The sequence below is a fragment of the Chryseobacterium culicis genome, assembly GCF_002979755.1.
Taxonomy (GTDB): Bacteria; Bacteroidota; Bacteroidia; order Flavobacteriales; family Weeksellaceae; genus Chryseobacterium; species Chryseobacterium culicis_A.
Genome location: NZ_PCPP01000001.1, coordinates 2,459,225 through 2,475,960, shown reverse-complemented (window position 1 = coordinate 2,475,960; position 16,736 = coordinate 2,459,225). Strand labels below are relative to the sequence as shown.

General features: G+C 35.9%; 15 protein-coding genes. 7 read left to right on the top strand and 8 right to left on the bottom strand.

Annotated elements, in window-relative coordinates; translation table 11 throughout:
- Positions 1-65 precede the first annotated feature (65 nt).
- Positions 66-1,499 (top strand): hypothetical protein, encoded by a 1,434-nt coding sequence (locus CQ022_RS11265; protein ID WP_105681477.1) that lies wholly within the window; start codon positions 66-68, stop codon positions 1,497-1,499.
- 318 nt (positions 1,500-1,817) lie between these two features.
- Here the strand turns inward: CQ022_RS11265 and recA are convergent, their stop codons facing one another.
- Entirely contained in the window at positions 1,818-2,819 is a 1,002-nt protein-coding gene (gene recA, locus CQ022_RS11260; protein WP_105681476.1) for a recombinase RecA, read from the bottom strand.
- Positions 2,820-3,146: 327 nt separating this feature from the next.
- Positions 3,147-4,331, bottom strand: coding sequence for an oxygenase MpaB family protein (locus CQ022_RS11255; protein WP_228421536.1), 1,185 nt, complete (start codon positions 4,329-4,331; stop codon positions 3,147-3,149).
- 246 nt (positions 4,332-4,577) lie between these two features.
- Between CQ022_RS11255 and CQ022_RS11250 the strand changes: the two genes are divergently transcribed.
- Positions 4,578-5,402 carry a hypothetical protein gene (locus CQ022_RS11250; protein WP_105681474.1) on the top strand — a complete coding sequence of 275 codons (825 nt, stop codon included), beginning with the start codon at positions 4,578-4,580 and terminating at the stop codon, positions 5,400-5,402.
- A gap of 55 nt (positions 5,403-5,457) precedes the next feature.
- Here the strand turns inward: CQ022_RS11250 and gap are convergent, their stop codons facing one another.
- The 4 genes from gap to CQ022_RS11230 form a co-directional block, all read right to left on the bottom strand.
- Positions 5,458-6,462, bottom strand: coding sequence for a type I glyceraldehyde-3-phosphate dehydrogenase (gene gap, locus CQ022_RS11245; protein ID WP_047386314.1), 1,005 nt, complete (start codon positions 6,460-6,462; stop codon positions 5,458-5,460).
- 32 nt (positions 6,463-6,494) lie between these two features.
- Entirely contained in the window at positions 6,495-7,481 is a 987-nt protein-coding gene (pfkA, locus tag CQ022_RS11240) for a 6-phosphofructokinase (protein ID WP_105681473.1), read from the bottom strand.
- An 83-nt stretch (positions 7,482-7,564) separates the two neighbouring features.
- Positions 7,565-8,443, bottom strand: coding sequence for a DUF4846 domain-containing protein (locus CQ022_RS11235; protein ID WP_105681472.1), 879 nt, complete (start codon positions 8,441-8,443; stop codon positions 7,565-7,567).
- Positions 8,444-8,523: 80 nt separating this feature from the next.
- Positions 8,524-8,865, bottom strand: a complete 342-nt coding sequence (locus CQ022_RS11230; protein WP_105681471.1) for a winged helix-turn-helix transcriptional regulator — start codon at positions 8,863-8,865, stop codon at positions 8,524-8,526.
- A 94-nt stretch (positions 8,866-8,959) separates the two neighbouring features.
- Here CQ022_RS11230 and CQ022_RS11225 point away from each other — a divergent pair, with 94 nt between their 5' ends.
- Positions 8,960-9,760, top strand: a complete 801-nt coding sequence (locus tag CQ022_RS11225) for a DNA alkylation repair protein (RefSeq protein ID WP_105681470.1) — start codon at positions 8,960-8,962, stop codon at positions 9,758-9,760.
- A 323-nt stretch (positions 9,761-10,083) separates the two neighbouring features.
- On the opposite strand, the gene CQ022_RS11220 is transcribed toward CQ022_RS11225, so the two are convergent.
- On the bottom strand, positions 10,084-10,842 hold the full coding sequence (locus CQ022_RS11220) for a TIGR03915 family putative DNA repair protein (RefSeq protein WP_105681469.1): 759 nt from the start codon (positions 10,840-10,842) through the stop codon (positions 10,084-10,086).
- Positions 10,843-11,006: 164 nt separating this feature from the next.
- The gene (locus tag CQ022_RS11215; protein WP_105681815.1) at positions 11,007-12,266 is read right to left on the bottom strand and encodes a putative DNA modification/repair radical SAM protein; all 1,260 of its coding nucleotides are present in this window, start codon (positions 12,264-12,266) and stop codon (positions 11,007-11,009) included.
- 156 nt (positions 12,267-12,422) lie between these two features.
- Between CQ022_RS11215 and CQ022_RS11210 the strand changes: the two genes are divergently transcribed.
- From CQ022_RS11210 to CQ022_RS11195, 4 genes are all read left to right on the top strand, one after another.
- Positions 12,423-13,751 carry a hydroxymethylglutaryl-CoA reductase, degradative gene (locus tag CQ022_RS11210; protein ID WP_105681468.1) on the top strand — a complete coding sequence of 443 codons (1,329 nt, stop codon included), beginning with the start codon at positions 12,423-12,425 and terminating at the stop codon, positions 13,749-13,751.
- A gap of 166 nt (positions 13,752-13,917) precedes the next feature.
- Positions 13,918-14,988 (top strand): hypothetical protein, encoded by a 1,071-nt coding sequence (locus tag CQ022_RS11205; protein WP_105681467.1) that lies wholly within the window; start codon positions 13,918-13,920, stop codon positions 14,986-14,988.
- A gap of 1 nt (position 14,989) precedes the next feature.
- Entirely contained in the window at positions 14,990-15,376 is a 387-nt protein-coding gene (locus CQ022_RS11200; protein WP_047096689.1) for a DUF423 domain-containing protein, read from the top strand.
- 2 nt (positions 15,377-15,378) lie between these two features.
- A complete protein-coding gene (locus CQ022_RS11195; protein WP_105681466.1) occupies positions 15,379-16,656 on the top strand; it encodes a chloride channel protein in 1,278 nt (425 codons plus the stop codon).
- Positions 16,657-16,736: the final 80 nt, after the last annotated feature.

Sequence of the window (16,736 nt, the reverse complement as noted above, 5' to 3'; positions counted from 1 at the left end):
CATTTTTTTTATGATGAGTCTGTTGATCGCTTTTATTATATTTACCGCCAATTATAAATAACAGTATGGGAATCTTTGATTTTTTTAAGAAAAAGAATAACAGTCAGGAAAATGTGAGTACTCCGGTTCAGGAAATGGAAATGCCAGAGGAAAAGATCGTAGAGGAAACAGTAGAAGAGGTGACGGAAACAATTCCGGAAATTACTTTGCAGCCAGTAACAGAACCGAAAGTAAATGAAGAGTATGAAAAAATCAGAGTTTATAATGATTATATCGTCTATTCTATTGCACTTCAGTTAAGAGGTGAGTATACTCCTCTTTCAGCTTTTGAAAAAGAAAATGGTGAGGTAGAAGGATTTGCTTATATGGTAACTGAAGATGCCTATGCCCTTTCTCCACAACAGGCGATCACACAGATGGAAGAAAAATTTGAAAGTGAGCTTCAGGAAGGAAAGATTAAATCTTATATGATCCTGTACCATTCTCAGTTTGATAATAATGGGAATCACACTCCGGCAATCCAGGAAGGAGAGTTCAAAGGAATCTCACTTGCTTATCATTTTGCAGGAGCGGATAAAGCGAAAACAGGACTTCCATATATTTTTGAAAACCAAAATGTCACTTATAAAGGTTTTGCAGAGTTTTCTCACGAGGAAAATAATGAGATCATGAATCATCAGTTGGTTGAAGGCAGAAATTATTTCCAGCATACAGAAGGTGTTGCAGCTCCTGAAACGACTAATGAAGCAGGAATTATCATCAGAAAATCAAATGTTCATAATCTTATGAATACATGGAGCGGAATTTTTGGTCATCAGAATTTTCAGACTAAAGATTACGGTCAGTATCTGAATGCCGTTCTAATGCAGTCTGAGTCTTCTAATCAGTCAGTTGATATTAAAAGCAAAACGGAATTTGAAGGGGTAAGATTTAAAACTATTTTAACGGAGGAGCTAAGTATTATCGTTCCGGAAGTGAAAACTGATTATACTTTAGATTTTGAAACGAGATCAATCAGAGAATGGGAAAATGCTTTGAATTTACAGGCGATTGTAGCAGGTCCTGCAAGAGATACTTTCGGAGTTTGGTTTTTTGCTACGGATTATGCTGAAAACAGAAACAGATACATGACACAGCCTCATCTGAAGGTAAATGTTAGTGGAATTGTTCTTATCCTTGATGTTCATACCAACACTGATTTACCAGATGGGACCAAAATGAGTGAAGATTTCACAACCTATGTACCAAGTCAGGATCTTCCTAACTATGCATGTTTTGACTTTATTGCTCAGCTGGTAGACTTTAAGGAAACAGCATTGCTTGATGATGGAAGTGTTAAAGGATATATTCTTAAACTGAAGCTGATCACGAATGAAGAAAATGAAGATTTCTTTACCATTGATGCTTTTGTGAATAAAGAAAACATGAGACTGGAAACACTTACAAAAGGAATGAAAGTGACTGGAGCACTTCAGTTGCAAGGTAAAATTGCTGAATAATTTTTTTAAACATAAAATTCAAGAGGTTGTTTCTACGGAATAACCTCTTTTTTATTATAAAAACTGAGAGATTATTTTAACGCAAAGGAATTATGAGATTCGAAAGTTTATTCCAGGGATGCAAAGAGTTGCGACTTTGTCTTTGATTAAGCTTTGTGATTATACATTCGCTTAGTAAGAATCAATGAAATTGATTCTGTCTTTGCTCTCTTAAAAATATTACAGTATACAAATGAAAGCTTTGCGTTAAAAAAACAGAATCATTTAAAAACAAAAAAGGCAATCCTAAGACTGCCTTTTCTATTATTTTCTGAAAAATTATTTATTTTTCATTTCTTCTTTAATCTTGTTTTCCAATTCCTCGGAAAGTTCAGGGTTGTCTTTTAAAACATCTTTTACAGCATCACGTCCTTGTCCTAATTTAGATTCCTCATAACTGAACCAAGAACCGCTTTTCTTTACAATTCCCATATCTACTGCAGTATCAAGAATTTCACCTACTTTAGAAACTCCTTCACCATACATGATATCAAATTCTGCCTGTTTGAAAGGAGGTGCTACTTTATTTTTCACAATCTTCACTTTCACACGGCTACCGATAGCTTCATCACCTTGTTTGATCGGTGCACTTGCTTTTCTGATATCAATTCTTACAGAAGCATAGAACTTAAGAGCATTACCTCCGGTAGTTGTTTCAGGATTTCCAAACATTACACCAATCTTTTCTCTCAACTGGTTGATGAAGATCACTGTACATTTAGTTCTTGAAATCGTAGCCGTAAGTTTTCTTAATGCCTGAGACATCAATCTTGCGTGAAGACCCATTTTAGAATCTCCCATTTCACCTTCGATTTCTGCTTTTGGGGTAAGAGCAGCTACAGAGTCAATTACAACGATATCAATAGCTCCTGAACGGATCAGGTTATCTGCAATCTCTAAAGCTTGTTCTCCATTGTCAGGCTGAGAAATGATCAGGTTTTCAAGATCAATTCCTAATTTCGCAGCATAAGTTCTGTCGAAAGCATGCTCTGCATCAATGAATGCAGCAATACCACCCGCTTTTTGAGCTTCAGCAATAGCATGAAGGGTTAATGTTGTTTTACCTGAAGATTCAGGACCATATATTTCAATGATTCTTCCTTTTGGATATCCGCCTATACCTAATGCAATATCTAATCCTAAAGAACCGGAAGGAATTACTTCTATTGTATTGTCGATAGATTCATCACCTAAAGTCATTACTGTTCCCTTTCCATATGTTTTATCTAGCTTGTCAAGCACTAAAGCGAGTGCTTTTTTCTTATCATCAATGTTACTCATCGCTATTAAAATAATTTCTCAAAAATACATAATTTAAATATCAAAAGCTAATATTATTTATCTCTGAAAGCTGTTTTTAGAGTTAAAAAATAATAAATTTTTACTACTGATCTTATTCATTACGAAGCAGATGGGTAAGGTGGTATTAATGTGGAAAAAAAATAAAAATCATCAATTCGGAAGGATGCTGGAAGCCGGAAGAAGAGATTTGTCGAAGGCGATAAAATGTATTAAACTTCGTTTTATTACTGTTTTTTACTTTTACTAAGAGAGATTGATCGTCGGATAGAAGTTTCCTGCTTCCATCTTCGAGCTTCCTACCTTGTCCTAATGGAAATTTGAATTTTTGGTGATATTCAGATAATCTTCCAATACTTTCATCTGATCTTTATTTCCTCTTTTGATTCTGGCATCACGACTTACTAAACTGTCATATATTTTATTGAAAAGTATTTTTGATTTTGGGAATAAGGTTTTGTAAGGAACATCCGGGATTTGTAATCTTTTACAAACTTCATCATCCAGCAGAAACCAGGTGCAGCAGATGTGCAAGTATCTCAAATTTTTTCTTTGGAATTCAAGTTTTAAAATAGGATTTTCCAGAGATTCATTCAACAGAGAATGAGCCAGCAGAACAGAATCTTTATCCGAGGGCGGCTGAACAGAGGTCCATAAATAAAAATATTCTGTAGCCTGTTTCTTGTCATCAGGAAGAAGCTGTTCAGGAATTCCCAAAAGATAGCCTACATATTTCCAAAGGTGGAAAATTCCCTGTTCCTCTTCAATAGAAAAACGATTTCCCAATTTTTTAAGACTATGAAGAAAGACCAGACTGAATCCGATATAGGTTGCCATCATATCCCACGAATTGATAGGTTCTCCCCAGTTTTCAGTATCCCAGTCTTTATAATGTTTTTTAACAGAAAGTCTGGCGTAGGAATGGATCAAACGGGTTTTTATGGCAAACTCATAGCCTTTTGCATGAATTTCCAGTGCATTGTAGCGGGTAGCATTCACCCAGAAATCCAACGTTTCGGAAAGACGCTTTACAGCACCTTTTTTCAATGCTTCTGTGACAATCAGTGGCTTGTTGAGGTAAGCATAATCATAACCGCCAATCAGACAATAATCCCTCAGGGAGATCAAAGAATCGAGGTTGCTTCTCATACACAGCTCAGCGCCACTTTTGAGTAAATTATAATCCAGCCATTCGGGAACTTTTTGAGTTTGGGTAAAAAGCTTTTTTACACTTTCAGGCACTGCATCTGTTTCCGAAACCCCATTTCTTATATATTGCTCAATTTCCCTGGAAGCCTCATGGAATTTTTTAGTGAAATAAACCTCTTTTACTACTTCATCACCGATCTCATCCACATGATGAAAATAGGGTGCAAATTTTTCAAACTTTTCAAAGTTCACCTCTGCTCCGGAAAATTCAATAAGGAGTTTTCCGTTCCCACTTTCCCAAAAGTTTCTGAAGTGAGGAGCATCTTTAAATCGAGGTTGTATCATGTTCATTCCTTTACCTATAAAAGTACAAGTTTTATGCTGAAGTTTTCCGGTGAGATTTATCAGGCTAAGACATCTAGTAATATTTTTATTGGCTTCGATTTTTACATTGAAAAAGTACCCTTTTGTGTTATTTCATATAATACTAAGCCATTGTAGCTTTATATAAAACTAATAACCATGGAGGCTCAATTTTTTTAAATGGCTTTCACAGTTTTAACTAAAGAATTAATCTAAAAAAAAATAATCATGAAAACAAAAAATTTATTATTGTCACTGCTTTGTTCAGGGTTGGCTTTTGGTCAAGTCACAATTAAAGAAAAAAAAATTATAATAAATACTGATTCTGATGCAATATCATTTGAAACAGTTATTGAGTACTTTAAGAAAGATTCAAGTAAAAATAATTATGATATTTTTGCAATAAATTCTAAAGGCTATAGTATTTCACTTAAGAAAGACGCTACTATGCAGCCGGTGTTACAAATTGATAAAGCTAAATCAGATAGTTTACAGAAGAGCAGTACAGAAGAGAAAATTGGAGAGATTACTTTTAAACGTAATACAGAATTGACAATTACAGTTAATACCACAGATAAGGATCCAAAAGAAAGAGTTTACAAGATAAAAACTCAGACTGATTGGAGGTGGACTACAACATTTGGTGCCAATGCTATTTTTTATACCAATCGTAATAAATTTATTTCACAGACTGATAGCGGATTACAAAAAGTAACTGAAGTCCAAAGTAATAAAACTATGGAACTTATGCCTACAGTTATGTTTAATTTTATGGATTATCAGGATACTATTTCTTACGGATTTACAGGAGGTTTGGGAATTAATTTTGAAGAAATTGCTGTTTTTGTAGGTCCTTCTATAGGAATAGGTCAGAATATTATTTTGACAGCAGGTGTTGGTGTTCATAAACAGACTATCCCTAATTCCAATTATTCTGTAGGGCAAACAATTGATAGCTCTGTAACCAATGATAATTTAAATGAATCACAATATCGTGTTAACCCGTTTATTGGGATTTCTTTTCGTTTAGATAAAAATCCATTTAAAAAATAAAACAAAAAAACCTTCCCATCGGGAAGGTTTTATATTACTCATTGCTTATTACTCATTATAAAGAAGCAGCGTGTACAAGCATATCTACTAACTTGTTAGAGTAACCCATTTCGTTGTCATACCAAGAAACAAGTTTCACGAAGTTTGGAGAAAGCATGATACCAGCATCTTTGTCGAAGATAGAAGTTCTCTTATCTCCTACGAAGTCCTGAGATACTACAGCATCTTCAGTATATCCTAGGATACCTTTCAATTCACCTTCAGAAGCAGCTTTGATTACTGAACAGATGTCTTCATAAGAAGCAGCTTTTTCAATTCTCACTGTTAAATCTACTACAGAAACGTCAACAGTTGGTACTCTGAAAGACATACCTGTTAATTTTCCGTTCAAAGAAGGGATTACTTTTCCTACCGCTTTAGCAGCACCTGTAGAAGAAGGGATGATGTTGTTTAGAGCAGCTCTACCACCTCTCCAGTCTTTTACTGAAGGACCATCAACAGTTTTCTGAGTAGCTGTTGTAGCGTGTACAGTTGTCATTAAACCTTCAACGATTCCGAAGTTATCGTGGATAACTTTAGCTAAAGGAGCTAAACAGTTTGTAGTACAAGAAGCGTTTGATAAGATTTTGATATCATCAGTAAGTTCCTTGTGGTTTACCCCCATTACGAACATTGGAGTATCATCTTTAGAAGGAGCAGAAAGGATTACTTTCTTTGCACCAGCGTTGATGTGAGCCTGAGCCGTATCTTTAGATAAGAAAAGACCTGTAGATTCTACGATATAGTCAGCACCAATTTCATTCCACTTTAGGTTGTTAGGATCTCTTTCAGCAGTTACTCTGATTCTTTTCCCGTTTACTACAAGATCATTTCCTTCTACAGAAACTTCACCTGGGAAAATACCGTGTACAGAGTCATATTTTAACATGTAAGCCATGTATTCTGCATTAATAAGGTCATTGATTCCTACAACTTCAATGTTGTCTCTTTCAGTCATTGCTCTGAAAACAAGACGTCCAATTCTACCAAAACCGTTGATACCTACTTTAATTGTTGACATAATAGTTTGTTTTTATTAGATTATAAAAATAATTAGATTGCTAAAATTTTTGAAATCAGTAAAAGATCTTCATTGATTTCGTTATGTTTTTTAATGGCTTCTTCAATAGGCGTATACGTCAGATCATTGGAACGCATTCCGGCCATTACATTCGTTTGTCCTTCCATTAATCCTGTTACAGCACCGTAGCCTAATCTGCTTGCCAAAACTCTGTCTGCACAGCTTGGAGAACCTCCTCTCTGCATATGTCCCAAAATCGCTACACGAATGTCATAATCAGGGAATGTAAGTTTTGTTTTTTCAGCAAGTTCATATACATTGGCTAGTTTTTCACCTTCCGCTACAACCACAATGCTTGATGCCTTTCCGGTTTTTTCTGCATCTCTGAATTTCGCGAAAAGCTCATCAATACTGTCTTTTTTCTCAGGAATTAAAATATCCAGAGCTCCGGTTGCCAATCCACTGTTTAAAGCAATAAAACCTGCATCACGACCCATCACTTCTACAAAGAAAACTCTGTTGTGAGACGTTGCGGTGTCACGGATTTTATCAATGGCATCCATTGCAGTATTCAAAGCAGTATCGTATCCGATGGTGTTATCTGTTCCGAAAATATCGTTGTCGATTGTTCCCGGGATACCGATTACTCTGATTCCGAATTCTTCATTAAAGATTTTTGCACCGGTGAAAGTTCCGTCTCCACCAATACAAACCAATCCGTCTATTCCAAGCTTTATACAATTGTCATAAGCTTTCTGACGGCCTTCTTTTGTTCTGAACTCAGCGGATCTGGCAGATTTTAGAATCGTTCCACCCTGGTTGATTATATTTTTTACGGAACGGGCTCCCATTTTCAGGAAATCATTGTTGATAAGGCCGTTGTAGCCTTCTCTCACTCCGTAGCATTCGATATTATAGTAATTGGCGGTTCTTACTACCGCTCTTAATGCCGCATTCATACCCGGAGAGTCACCCCCTGAAGTAAGAACTGCAATCTTTTTTACAGCACTCTCTTTCATCAAGTAAAAAATTTCGAACACAAATTTACAAAAACAAGTTCAGATTATCGTAGTAACTTTCCAATAGTTTTGAATATAAATTATTAAAAGCTTCTGAAGTTTGTAGGTTTAAAAAAATATCGTGCAGTTTTTGTTTCCACAGCATGGATGTCAAGATCGTACCAGGGCGTAAAATAGGGATTAAACGGATTAGAAAGCACATGAACCGACTGAGCCGGGGTAAATCCTTCACTTAATAAATACAATCTTTCCCCTTTTTGATTTTTGCAAACTCCGGTAATGAAAACAATATGTCCGGGACTGCCTGGAGTGATCAGAATATCTCCCGTTTTCAGATCAGAATTTCTTGTAACAGGCTTTGTTTCTTTGTTTAATGAAATTGTTCCTGCGTAATTGAAAATAAGATCCAGGTAATTCCTGAAACTCTCATAAGAATCATCAAAAGCTGCTGTTTTTCTAAAGCTGACTGAATTTCCGCTGACAAAAGCCCTTGTTCCGTTTTTATAATCGTTCCAGCTGAGAAGATCACCACTGGTAAAATGAAACTTGATTTCGTTAAATTTTTTTGCCTTATAAAGATACTCAGCTCTCATCCGGATTGCCACATCAGCACATTGCTGGAGATCTTTATTTCCGGTATCAATATCAAAAACGGCTTCATGAAGATGCTGGGTAGAAATAGGAGTACCATCATATTTCAGAATCTGACTGCCATAAGGTTTCAGTTTAAAATTTTCAATAAAATATCCGTAAGAATCTGATTTTTCGTCTATCCACTCATATCCTTCCGGTGGAGAAAATCTTTCCCGGATGGTATTTTTATCCTTATGAATCTTTAGAGAATTTTCAGCAATTAAATGTTCGTTATGATCCGGTTCAGCCAGTAAACGGTCTGATCGTTTTTCTTTTGTACAGCCTGTGAGAAAGAGAAATACTGTAATTCCAGTGATAATTTTTTTCATGCGTTTTTAGTTGATACAAAGATCTTTTTTTTAGATATCTGGCAATAAGGATTCTGAAAATATGAAGATTTAAAACCTGTTTACACCTTTCCTTTTTCCGGAATTAAAAGTTTTCCCCAATCATTCAGTTGCCAGAGGATTTTCACTAATTTTTCTCCCAGTTCCGTAAGAGTGTATTCAACTCTTGGAGGAAGTTCATTAAAAGATTGCTTTGTTAAAATACCATCTTCCACCATTTCAGTCAGCTGTTGATTAAGAACTCTTCGGTCCACTTTTGCAATACCACGCAAAAATTCACTGGGACGTTTTTTCCCTTCATTGATCTGCCACACAATAGGAATTTTCCATTTCCCGCTGATGGTATTGACAGCAACTTCCAACGGACAGATTTTATTTTCTTCAGCTCTTTCCTTTATTTCCATAAAATTGACTTTTTTATCCCCAGGGGAGAAAAATATGCGGTATTGTTTTTGTCTGCTTACTTTCAGACTTTTGTAAAGATAATCATTAAATAGTATGACGGAAAAACGAAAAGGAGCCCGCTCCATCAAAGATATTCCCTCTGATATCTTAGAACAGCTGAACAAAGGTGAAATTGAAACCGCAAATCTTACTGAATGGCTGGCAGTAGATCAAAGGCTGTTGTTGGAAAATCTTCTTCAGCAGAATCACCGTACAGAATATTTGAAACCCATTTTAGAAAATGTAGATCAGCTGAAAAAACAAACTGTTAATACCATTAATGAAACCATTGGAATTAGTTTGCTGCATTGGGCTGAAAATAATAAAGATGAAGAATTTCTGCTGAAGCTATCAACCCATCCGTCAGACCTGGTGCGATGCTGGGCTGCTTATACGATTGGAAGAAACAGTAATTTGACATTCAGAGAGAAATTAAACAAAATCCAGCCGTTTGCTTCTGATACCCATTTTGGAGTGAGGGAAATATGCTGGATGACCGTACGTCCGGATATTTCAAAAAATCTTGTCGAAAGCTTATCTGTTTTATCAGAATGGACCCAGCATGACAATGAAAATGTGAGACGTTTCGCCAGTGAATCTACCAGACCAAGAGGTGTTTGGTGTGAACATATTGATTCTTTAAAACAAAATCCGGGACTAGGACTGGAAATTTTAGAACCTTTACGATCCGATTCCTCCCGATATGTGCAGGATAGTGTTGGTAATTGGCTGAATGATGCAAGTAAATCACAACCCGAGTTCGTGGTGGAAATCTGTGACGAATGGCTTCGGGAAAGTCCCACAAAAGAAACGCAGTATATCGTCAAAAAAGCATTGCGAACGATTAAAAAGTAAAAGTTATCCACAAATTTGAAATGTTGATTTCAATTCTTATTATATAAATAACGGGTTTTCATTTATTTACATAAGGTTTTCGTATTCCTTATTCTTTTAGAAATGTCTTAATCGGCTTAGTTTTTAAGGAAAAAACTGTTTTGAAATATTTTCAATGTTAACGGTATGTTAACTGTAAAAAGTTATCCACAATATGAGTTTTCAAATAATGTGAATTATATCTTCCACAAAATTAATAGGTTAAATGATATGTTTCAAAAAAGAGTTTAAAATTATCTCTTTTTTCGCTGAAATAAAAAGTTATCCACAATATGGATTTCAGACTACCATTTTTCAGTCAGATACTTCCAATATCTTTTCGGAACATGCTGAATATGGAGCTTTATATTTTTTCGTTCCACAATATTTGTTTTGGTAAAATAGCGTTGCCAAAGTACCTGATAACTCTTTTCCTCATCATGAAATTTCTGCTGATACTGATTGAAATCCAGTTTCTCATCGGGGTAAAAGAAATCACAGTTCTCCAAATCATAAAGAATTCCGTAGTTTCTTCGAAGATCATAGATCATCCATTTCTGATCCTGATATCGGTCTTTAAAATGTTTTCTGATCAAAGGAAGAACATTGAAGTCGGGATCTATTTTGGAGAAGAAAACACCATCCTGCATTTTTTCAAAACGGACAAATGCAGTCATTCTATGTCTTTCCCTGTCTACTGATTTCCCGATTTTAGAGATTTTCAAAATATCAGAATCAGCAAAATTTTCAAGGATATTTTCTTCCGGATGCTTCATAGATTGTCTTACCGCAGACAAGATGAGGTTTTCAAAATGAGACTCTTCTGATAAAAAAACTTTTAAAAGTTTATAAACGCCCTGTTTTCCAATATTCTGTTCCAGTTTGTTCAGAACCCTTTCAGATTTTTCTGTCTGGGTAATAACTTCATGGATCTCAGCAAAAATATTTTCCTGATGAAATCTTTCTCTACTTGTGATCTCTACATCTTTATAACGGTATTCGAAAACTTCAAATATCGCAGTGAAAAGTCCGTCGAAACTGCCATCGTAGAGTAGGGTTGTCATGTATTTAATTTAAAATTTATTTGTGTTTGTCATTCTGAATGAAATAAAATGAAGAATCGGGTTAATTGAAGAGATTCTTCCTTCGTCAGAATGACAGGAGTGTTGTATTATAAATTTGTGATCATTCGTGAAAATATTCGTGTTATTTGTATTTAATATCAGGATCAAAATAAAGTCAGCTGTTGTGAAAACTGATGGTGAAACTTTGAGGAACTTCCGCCTATCAGCAGCTTTCTGAAGTTTTTATCCGCTAAATATCTTAGGTAAGCATTCCCTGCATTAAAATCAATGAAATATTTTGCCCGGTTTACAGCAGCACCCAACTTTTTCAAATGATCCATTGTTAAAATCTGAAAGCGTCTTGCACTGATAATTTTCTGCGCCGTTTTTACTCCAATCCCTGGAATTCTTAAAATCATCTGATATTCAGCGGTCTGAAGATTAATAGGAAACTGGTCGAGGTTTCTTAGAGCCCAGCTTAACTTTGGGTCTACTTCAAGATCAAGGAAGGGCATATTCGGATCCAAAATCTCTTCTGCTTTAAAACCATAAAACCGCATCAGCCAGTCAGACTGATACAATCGGTTTTCACGAAGCATGGGAACTTCTGTTGTTAAAGAAGGCAGTCTCTGATCTTCTAAAACAGGAACATATCCGGAATAATAAACCCTTTTCAGATTAAAATTTTTATAAAAATGATCGGCAACTTTGATGATCTGCAGGTCGTTTTCATTGGTTGCTCCCACGATCATCTGCGTAGATTGACCTGCCGGAGCAAATTTGGGAACTTTCTTCAATACCTTTTTTTCATCCTGATACTGAGTGATTCCTTTTTGAATATACCGCATCGGGCTGATCATGTCCTGTCTGTTTTTTTCAGGAGCCAGCAATTTTAATCCACTTTCGGTCGGGATTTCAATATTTACTGATAAACGGTCTGCATATAAAGCCGCTTCCTGCATCAAACCGTCACTTGCTCCCGGAATAGATTTAAGATGGATATATCCGTTAAAGTTCTCTTCCAGCCGAAGTTTTTTGGCAACTCTTACAAGTCGTTCCATCGTGGTATCCGCATTTTTGAAAATTCCTGAACTCAGAAATAAACCTTCAATATAGTTTCTGCGATAAAAATTGATGGTGAGATCTACCACTTCTTCCACTGTAAACGCAGCTCTTTTAATATCATTGGAGCTTCTGGAAACACAGTAAGCACAATCGTAAATACAATGATTGGTCAATAGAATTTTAAGCAAAGAAACACATCTGCCATCTTCTGTATAGGTATGACAAATCCCACTTGCGGAACTGTCTCCCAAAGCTCCCTTTTTATTCTTTCTCGTACCTCCGCTTGATGAACAGGAAACGTCATACTTCGCTGCATCAGCAAGGATTTCAAGCTTTTCTTTCACGCGGTCAAAATTCATATTTTTAAATAATTGATATTTTTTGTATCTAAATTGCATTTAAATTTTGTTCAAATTTAGTTCCAAAATTGATAAATGTCAATCTTTTTTCATAGAAGTTATCAACAAAAAAGAGTCTCAAAATCATTATATTTACGGCTCATTAAAGTTTATATCATGAATCATAAACCAATCGAAGGTTTTTCCAAGCTTCCAAAGCAGGGGAAAATCGAATGGCTCGTAAACGAATATCTTGAAGGAAACCAGGAATATCAAAATATATTAAAACAGTATTGGAACGATGATGCAGATCTTCAGAAACTTCATGAAGAGTTTTCTGAAAACACCATCTCTAATTTTTATATGCCGTACGGAATTGCTCCGAACTTTTTAATCGATGGAAAACTATTGGCTCTTCCAATGGCTGTTGAAGAAAGTTCTGTAGTAGCAGCAGCTTCCAAAGCCGCTAAATTCTGGATCGACAAAGGTGGTTTTAAGACCACCATTATCAATACAGAAAAGTTGGGACACACCCACTTTATTTTTAATGTAGAACCTCATAAATTATTACATTTCTTTAATTTCAGTTTAAAGAAAAAACTTCTCGAATCAACGGAAGATATTACGGCCAACATGAGAAAACGTGGCGGTGGTATTCTTAATATCAGCCTGGTTGATAAAACAGCAGAAATGCCCAATTATTACCAGTTGAAAGCAAGCTTTGATACGGTAGATTCAATGGGGGCAAACTTTATCAATTCTTGTCTTGAGCAGTTTGGAAAAACATTGAGACAAGAAGTAGTAACCAGTGAAGATTTTACTCAGGAAGAAAAAAATTCTTTACAGATTGTAATGAATATCCTTTCGAACTTTACGCCTGATTGTATCGTAAGAGCTGAGGTTTCATGTAAAATGGAAGATTTAAAAGACGATAGTGGGATTTCTCCTGAAGAATTTGCCGCTAAATTCAAACAGGCTGTTACCATTGCAGAAATTGAACCTTACCGTGCTACCACTCACAATAAAGGAGTAATGAACGGAGTAGATGCTGTTGTGATTGCTACCGGAAATGATTTCAGAGCTACTGAAGCCTGTGCACATGCGTATGCAGCGAGAGACGGACAGTACAGATCTTTAACCCACTGTACAACAGATAACGGAGTTTTCAGATTCTGGATTGATCTTCCTATTTCTGTTGGAGTTGTAGGAGGTCTTACGAACCTTCATCCTTTGGTGAAATTCTCTTTAGCACTTCTTGGAAAACCTTCCGCACAGGAATTGATGAGTATTCTTGCTGTTTCAGGTCTTGCACAAAACTTTGGAGCATTACGTTCTCTGGTTACTACAGGAATTCAGAAAGGACATATGAAAATGCACTTACTGAATATTCTGAACCAATTGGGAGCTACAGAAGAGGAAAAGCAGCATTTTGTGACTTATTTTAAAGATAAGACTGTCAGCCATCATGAGGTGATCAATGAATTTAACAGAATGAGAGAAAACTAATGTTACAGATCATTTTGCCTATTGTATTCCTTCTTTTTGGATTTTTTCTGAAGAAAACAAACCATGAAGGTTTCAGAAGCTCCAAGAGATTTGCCAATATGTTTATCATACTGGGAATTTCTACTTTGGTTGCCAAGTTCATTTTAATGTACTTAAAATCAAAATAGTGAAAAAGAGTATTGTATTTTTCTTATTGATTTCCGGTTTAGGTTTTTCGCAGCAGAAAGAGGTGAAAATAAATAACCTGCAACCTAAATCTGAAAACTTTGTGTTTCCTGTTGTTTCCTACGCAGGAAATCCGGCAATTGCCAATAAGATTAATACTTTTCTTCAGGTAAACGAATTGGAATATATTCCGAATTCTGGAGGAAACCCTTTTAAACTGGCTGCTACAGCAACCAATTCTTATTCCAATTATCTTTATTTTTATGATTGGGAGAAATTGGAAACACCTAAAAATATTTTAGCGATAGGCATACATGGTGAAGCTTCTGGTGCATATCCGGAAGAATTTGCAGACTGGAAAAATTTTGATCTGAGAACCGGAAACTATATCAACCCAGAAGATTTATTTCAAAAAAGTACGACCAAAACGGTTACAGGTTTGATTCAGAAAAAAATCAAAAAAAGAGTCAATGACTTTCTCGTAAAATTGAAATCTGAAAAGAATCCTTCAGAAGAAGTTCAGGAGCAGATTGGATTATATGAAGGATGCTTCATGGATTATACTTTGAACGGTATCAAATATTTTTTTGGAAAGGATAAACTGACTTTTGTTGCCGGAAGATGTTCCAACCATGCTATGCGGGCGCTGGATGATCTGGGAAGTCACGAGCTTGAATTTACTTATAAGGAGCTTGATAAATATTGGAGTTCTTATGCTAAAAACCTGATTTCCGGATCTGAAAAGACAGAGATAACCAGTCTTAATAATAAATTATATAAGGGAAAGATCGATGGGAAGTATTCTGTTACTGTTTTGATCAGTCAGGTATATGATGATGGTTCTTTCTCTGCAAAATACTGGTATGATAAAAATAAAAAGCTGATTGAGTGGAACGGAAAGATAAAAGGTAATCACATCTCTATTATAGAAAACGATTATTATAGCGAAGAAACCAACCAGTGGATTTTCAAAGCCTTGGTGGAAGCAGATCTGCAAGGCAGGAAAATTATCGGAACCTGGCAGGATGAGAAAACAAAAAAATATTTAACCCTAGAATTAGAAGAGTTATAAAATGAAAACAATTACTTTAGTTTTTGGAGCGGTTTACGGAATGGTGTCTGTAATCCTGGGCGCATTCGGAGCACACGCTTTAAAGAAAATATTAGCTGTGGAAAGACTGGAAAGTTTTGAAACAGGAGTAAGATACCAGATGTATGCAGCTTTTTTCCTGCTGATCATTGGTTACATCTTAAAATTTGAAACTTCTGCTGAAAAATGGACTTCCATTTTAATGATTGCAGGAACATTGTTGTTCTCAGTGAGTATCTATTTCCTGAGCATGCAGGATTATCTGGGAATGAATCTTAAATTCTTAGGTCCTATCACTCCACTTGGAGGTTTAATGATGATCTTAAGCTGGGGAATGCTGATTTTTTACTTTGCTAAAAATAGAATTTAAGAATGAAAATCAATAGAAGAAGACGGTTAATACGAACATTCAATCTCTTAGATCAACCTATCAGATTCAACCCGTTTGTGTTCAGCCGCACTTTTTTTATGTGGGCTGTTACAGGCCTTGTAGGCGGCATCATTGCCGGAGGATATTGGATCGTTCTGGAACATTTTACAGAATTTCTGGCTGAGTTTCAAGGTTGGCAGGTGATTCCAATCATGGCCATTTGTGGCTTGCTGGCCGGGCTGGTAATCCATTTTATAGGTGATCCGGGAGAAATTCATTTGATCGTTAACAACATCAGATTTAATAAAGGAAAACTGGAACCGAAGAATAATCCTTCGATGATCCTTTCTTCTCTTTTTTGTGTTGCATCAGGCGGAAGTCTGGGTCCTGAAGCGCCATTGGTACAGGTCACAGGATCTACGGGAACCTGGCTGGGGAAAATCTTCAGACTGAAGGGAGAAGAACTGCGTTCTTTGAGTATTGCCGGGATGGCTTCCGGTTTTACAGCATTATTCGGTGCTCCGCTTGGAGGAAGTCTTTTTTCTTTGGAAATTTTGCATCACAAACATGCTGTAGAATATTATAAAGCCATTATTCCTGCGTTGGTAGCAAGCTGTTTCAGCTATCTGATGTTTGCTTTGATTATCCATTTAGGAATCGGAGCAACCTGGGATCTTAAAGCATATCATTATACCGGAGTGTATGATTTTCTTTATGCTACATTGTTCGGAATTGTGGGAACTCTTTTCGGGTGGATCTTCATTTTTGTCGTTAAATTTTTCAAAAAGATTTTTGAATACAGAAAATTTCCGATTTACATTAAAACATTCGTAGGTGGAATAATTTTAGGAATCATTGCCTATAATTTTCCCATTACAAGGTACTTTGGGCACAACGAGATCAATCAGCTGATCGGAGGAAACTTCGGATTGAATTTTTTAATCCTGATTCTGGTCTTTAAAATACTGGCTATTGCCATTACGGTAACTTCCGGATGGAGAGGAGGATTTATCATTCCTTTATTTTTTGTAGGAACTACATTAGGATTAATTATTCATAATTTGTTTCCCAACGTAGATACTACATTAGCCATTGTAAGCTGTATGGCGGCTATCAATGCCTGCGTCACAAGAACACCGATGAGTACTACGATTATTCTGGGAACACTAACAGGATTTACTTATTTTGTGCCAATATTATTTGCCAGCCTTACCGGATATTTCCTGGCTCCGAAAATTCCGTTTATCGGATCTCAGTCTGAGAAATTGTCGGAAGAATAACAATAGATATCAATAAATTCCTAACGGGTTTTAAAGATTAATATACGTAAAAAGTTCAGGGATTTCCTGAACTTTTTTGA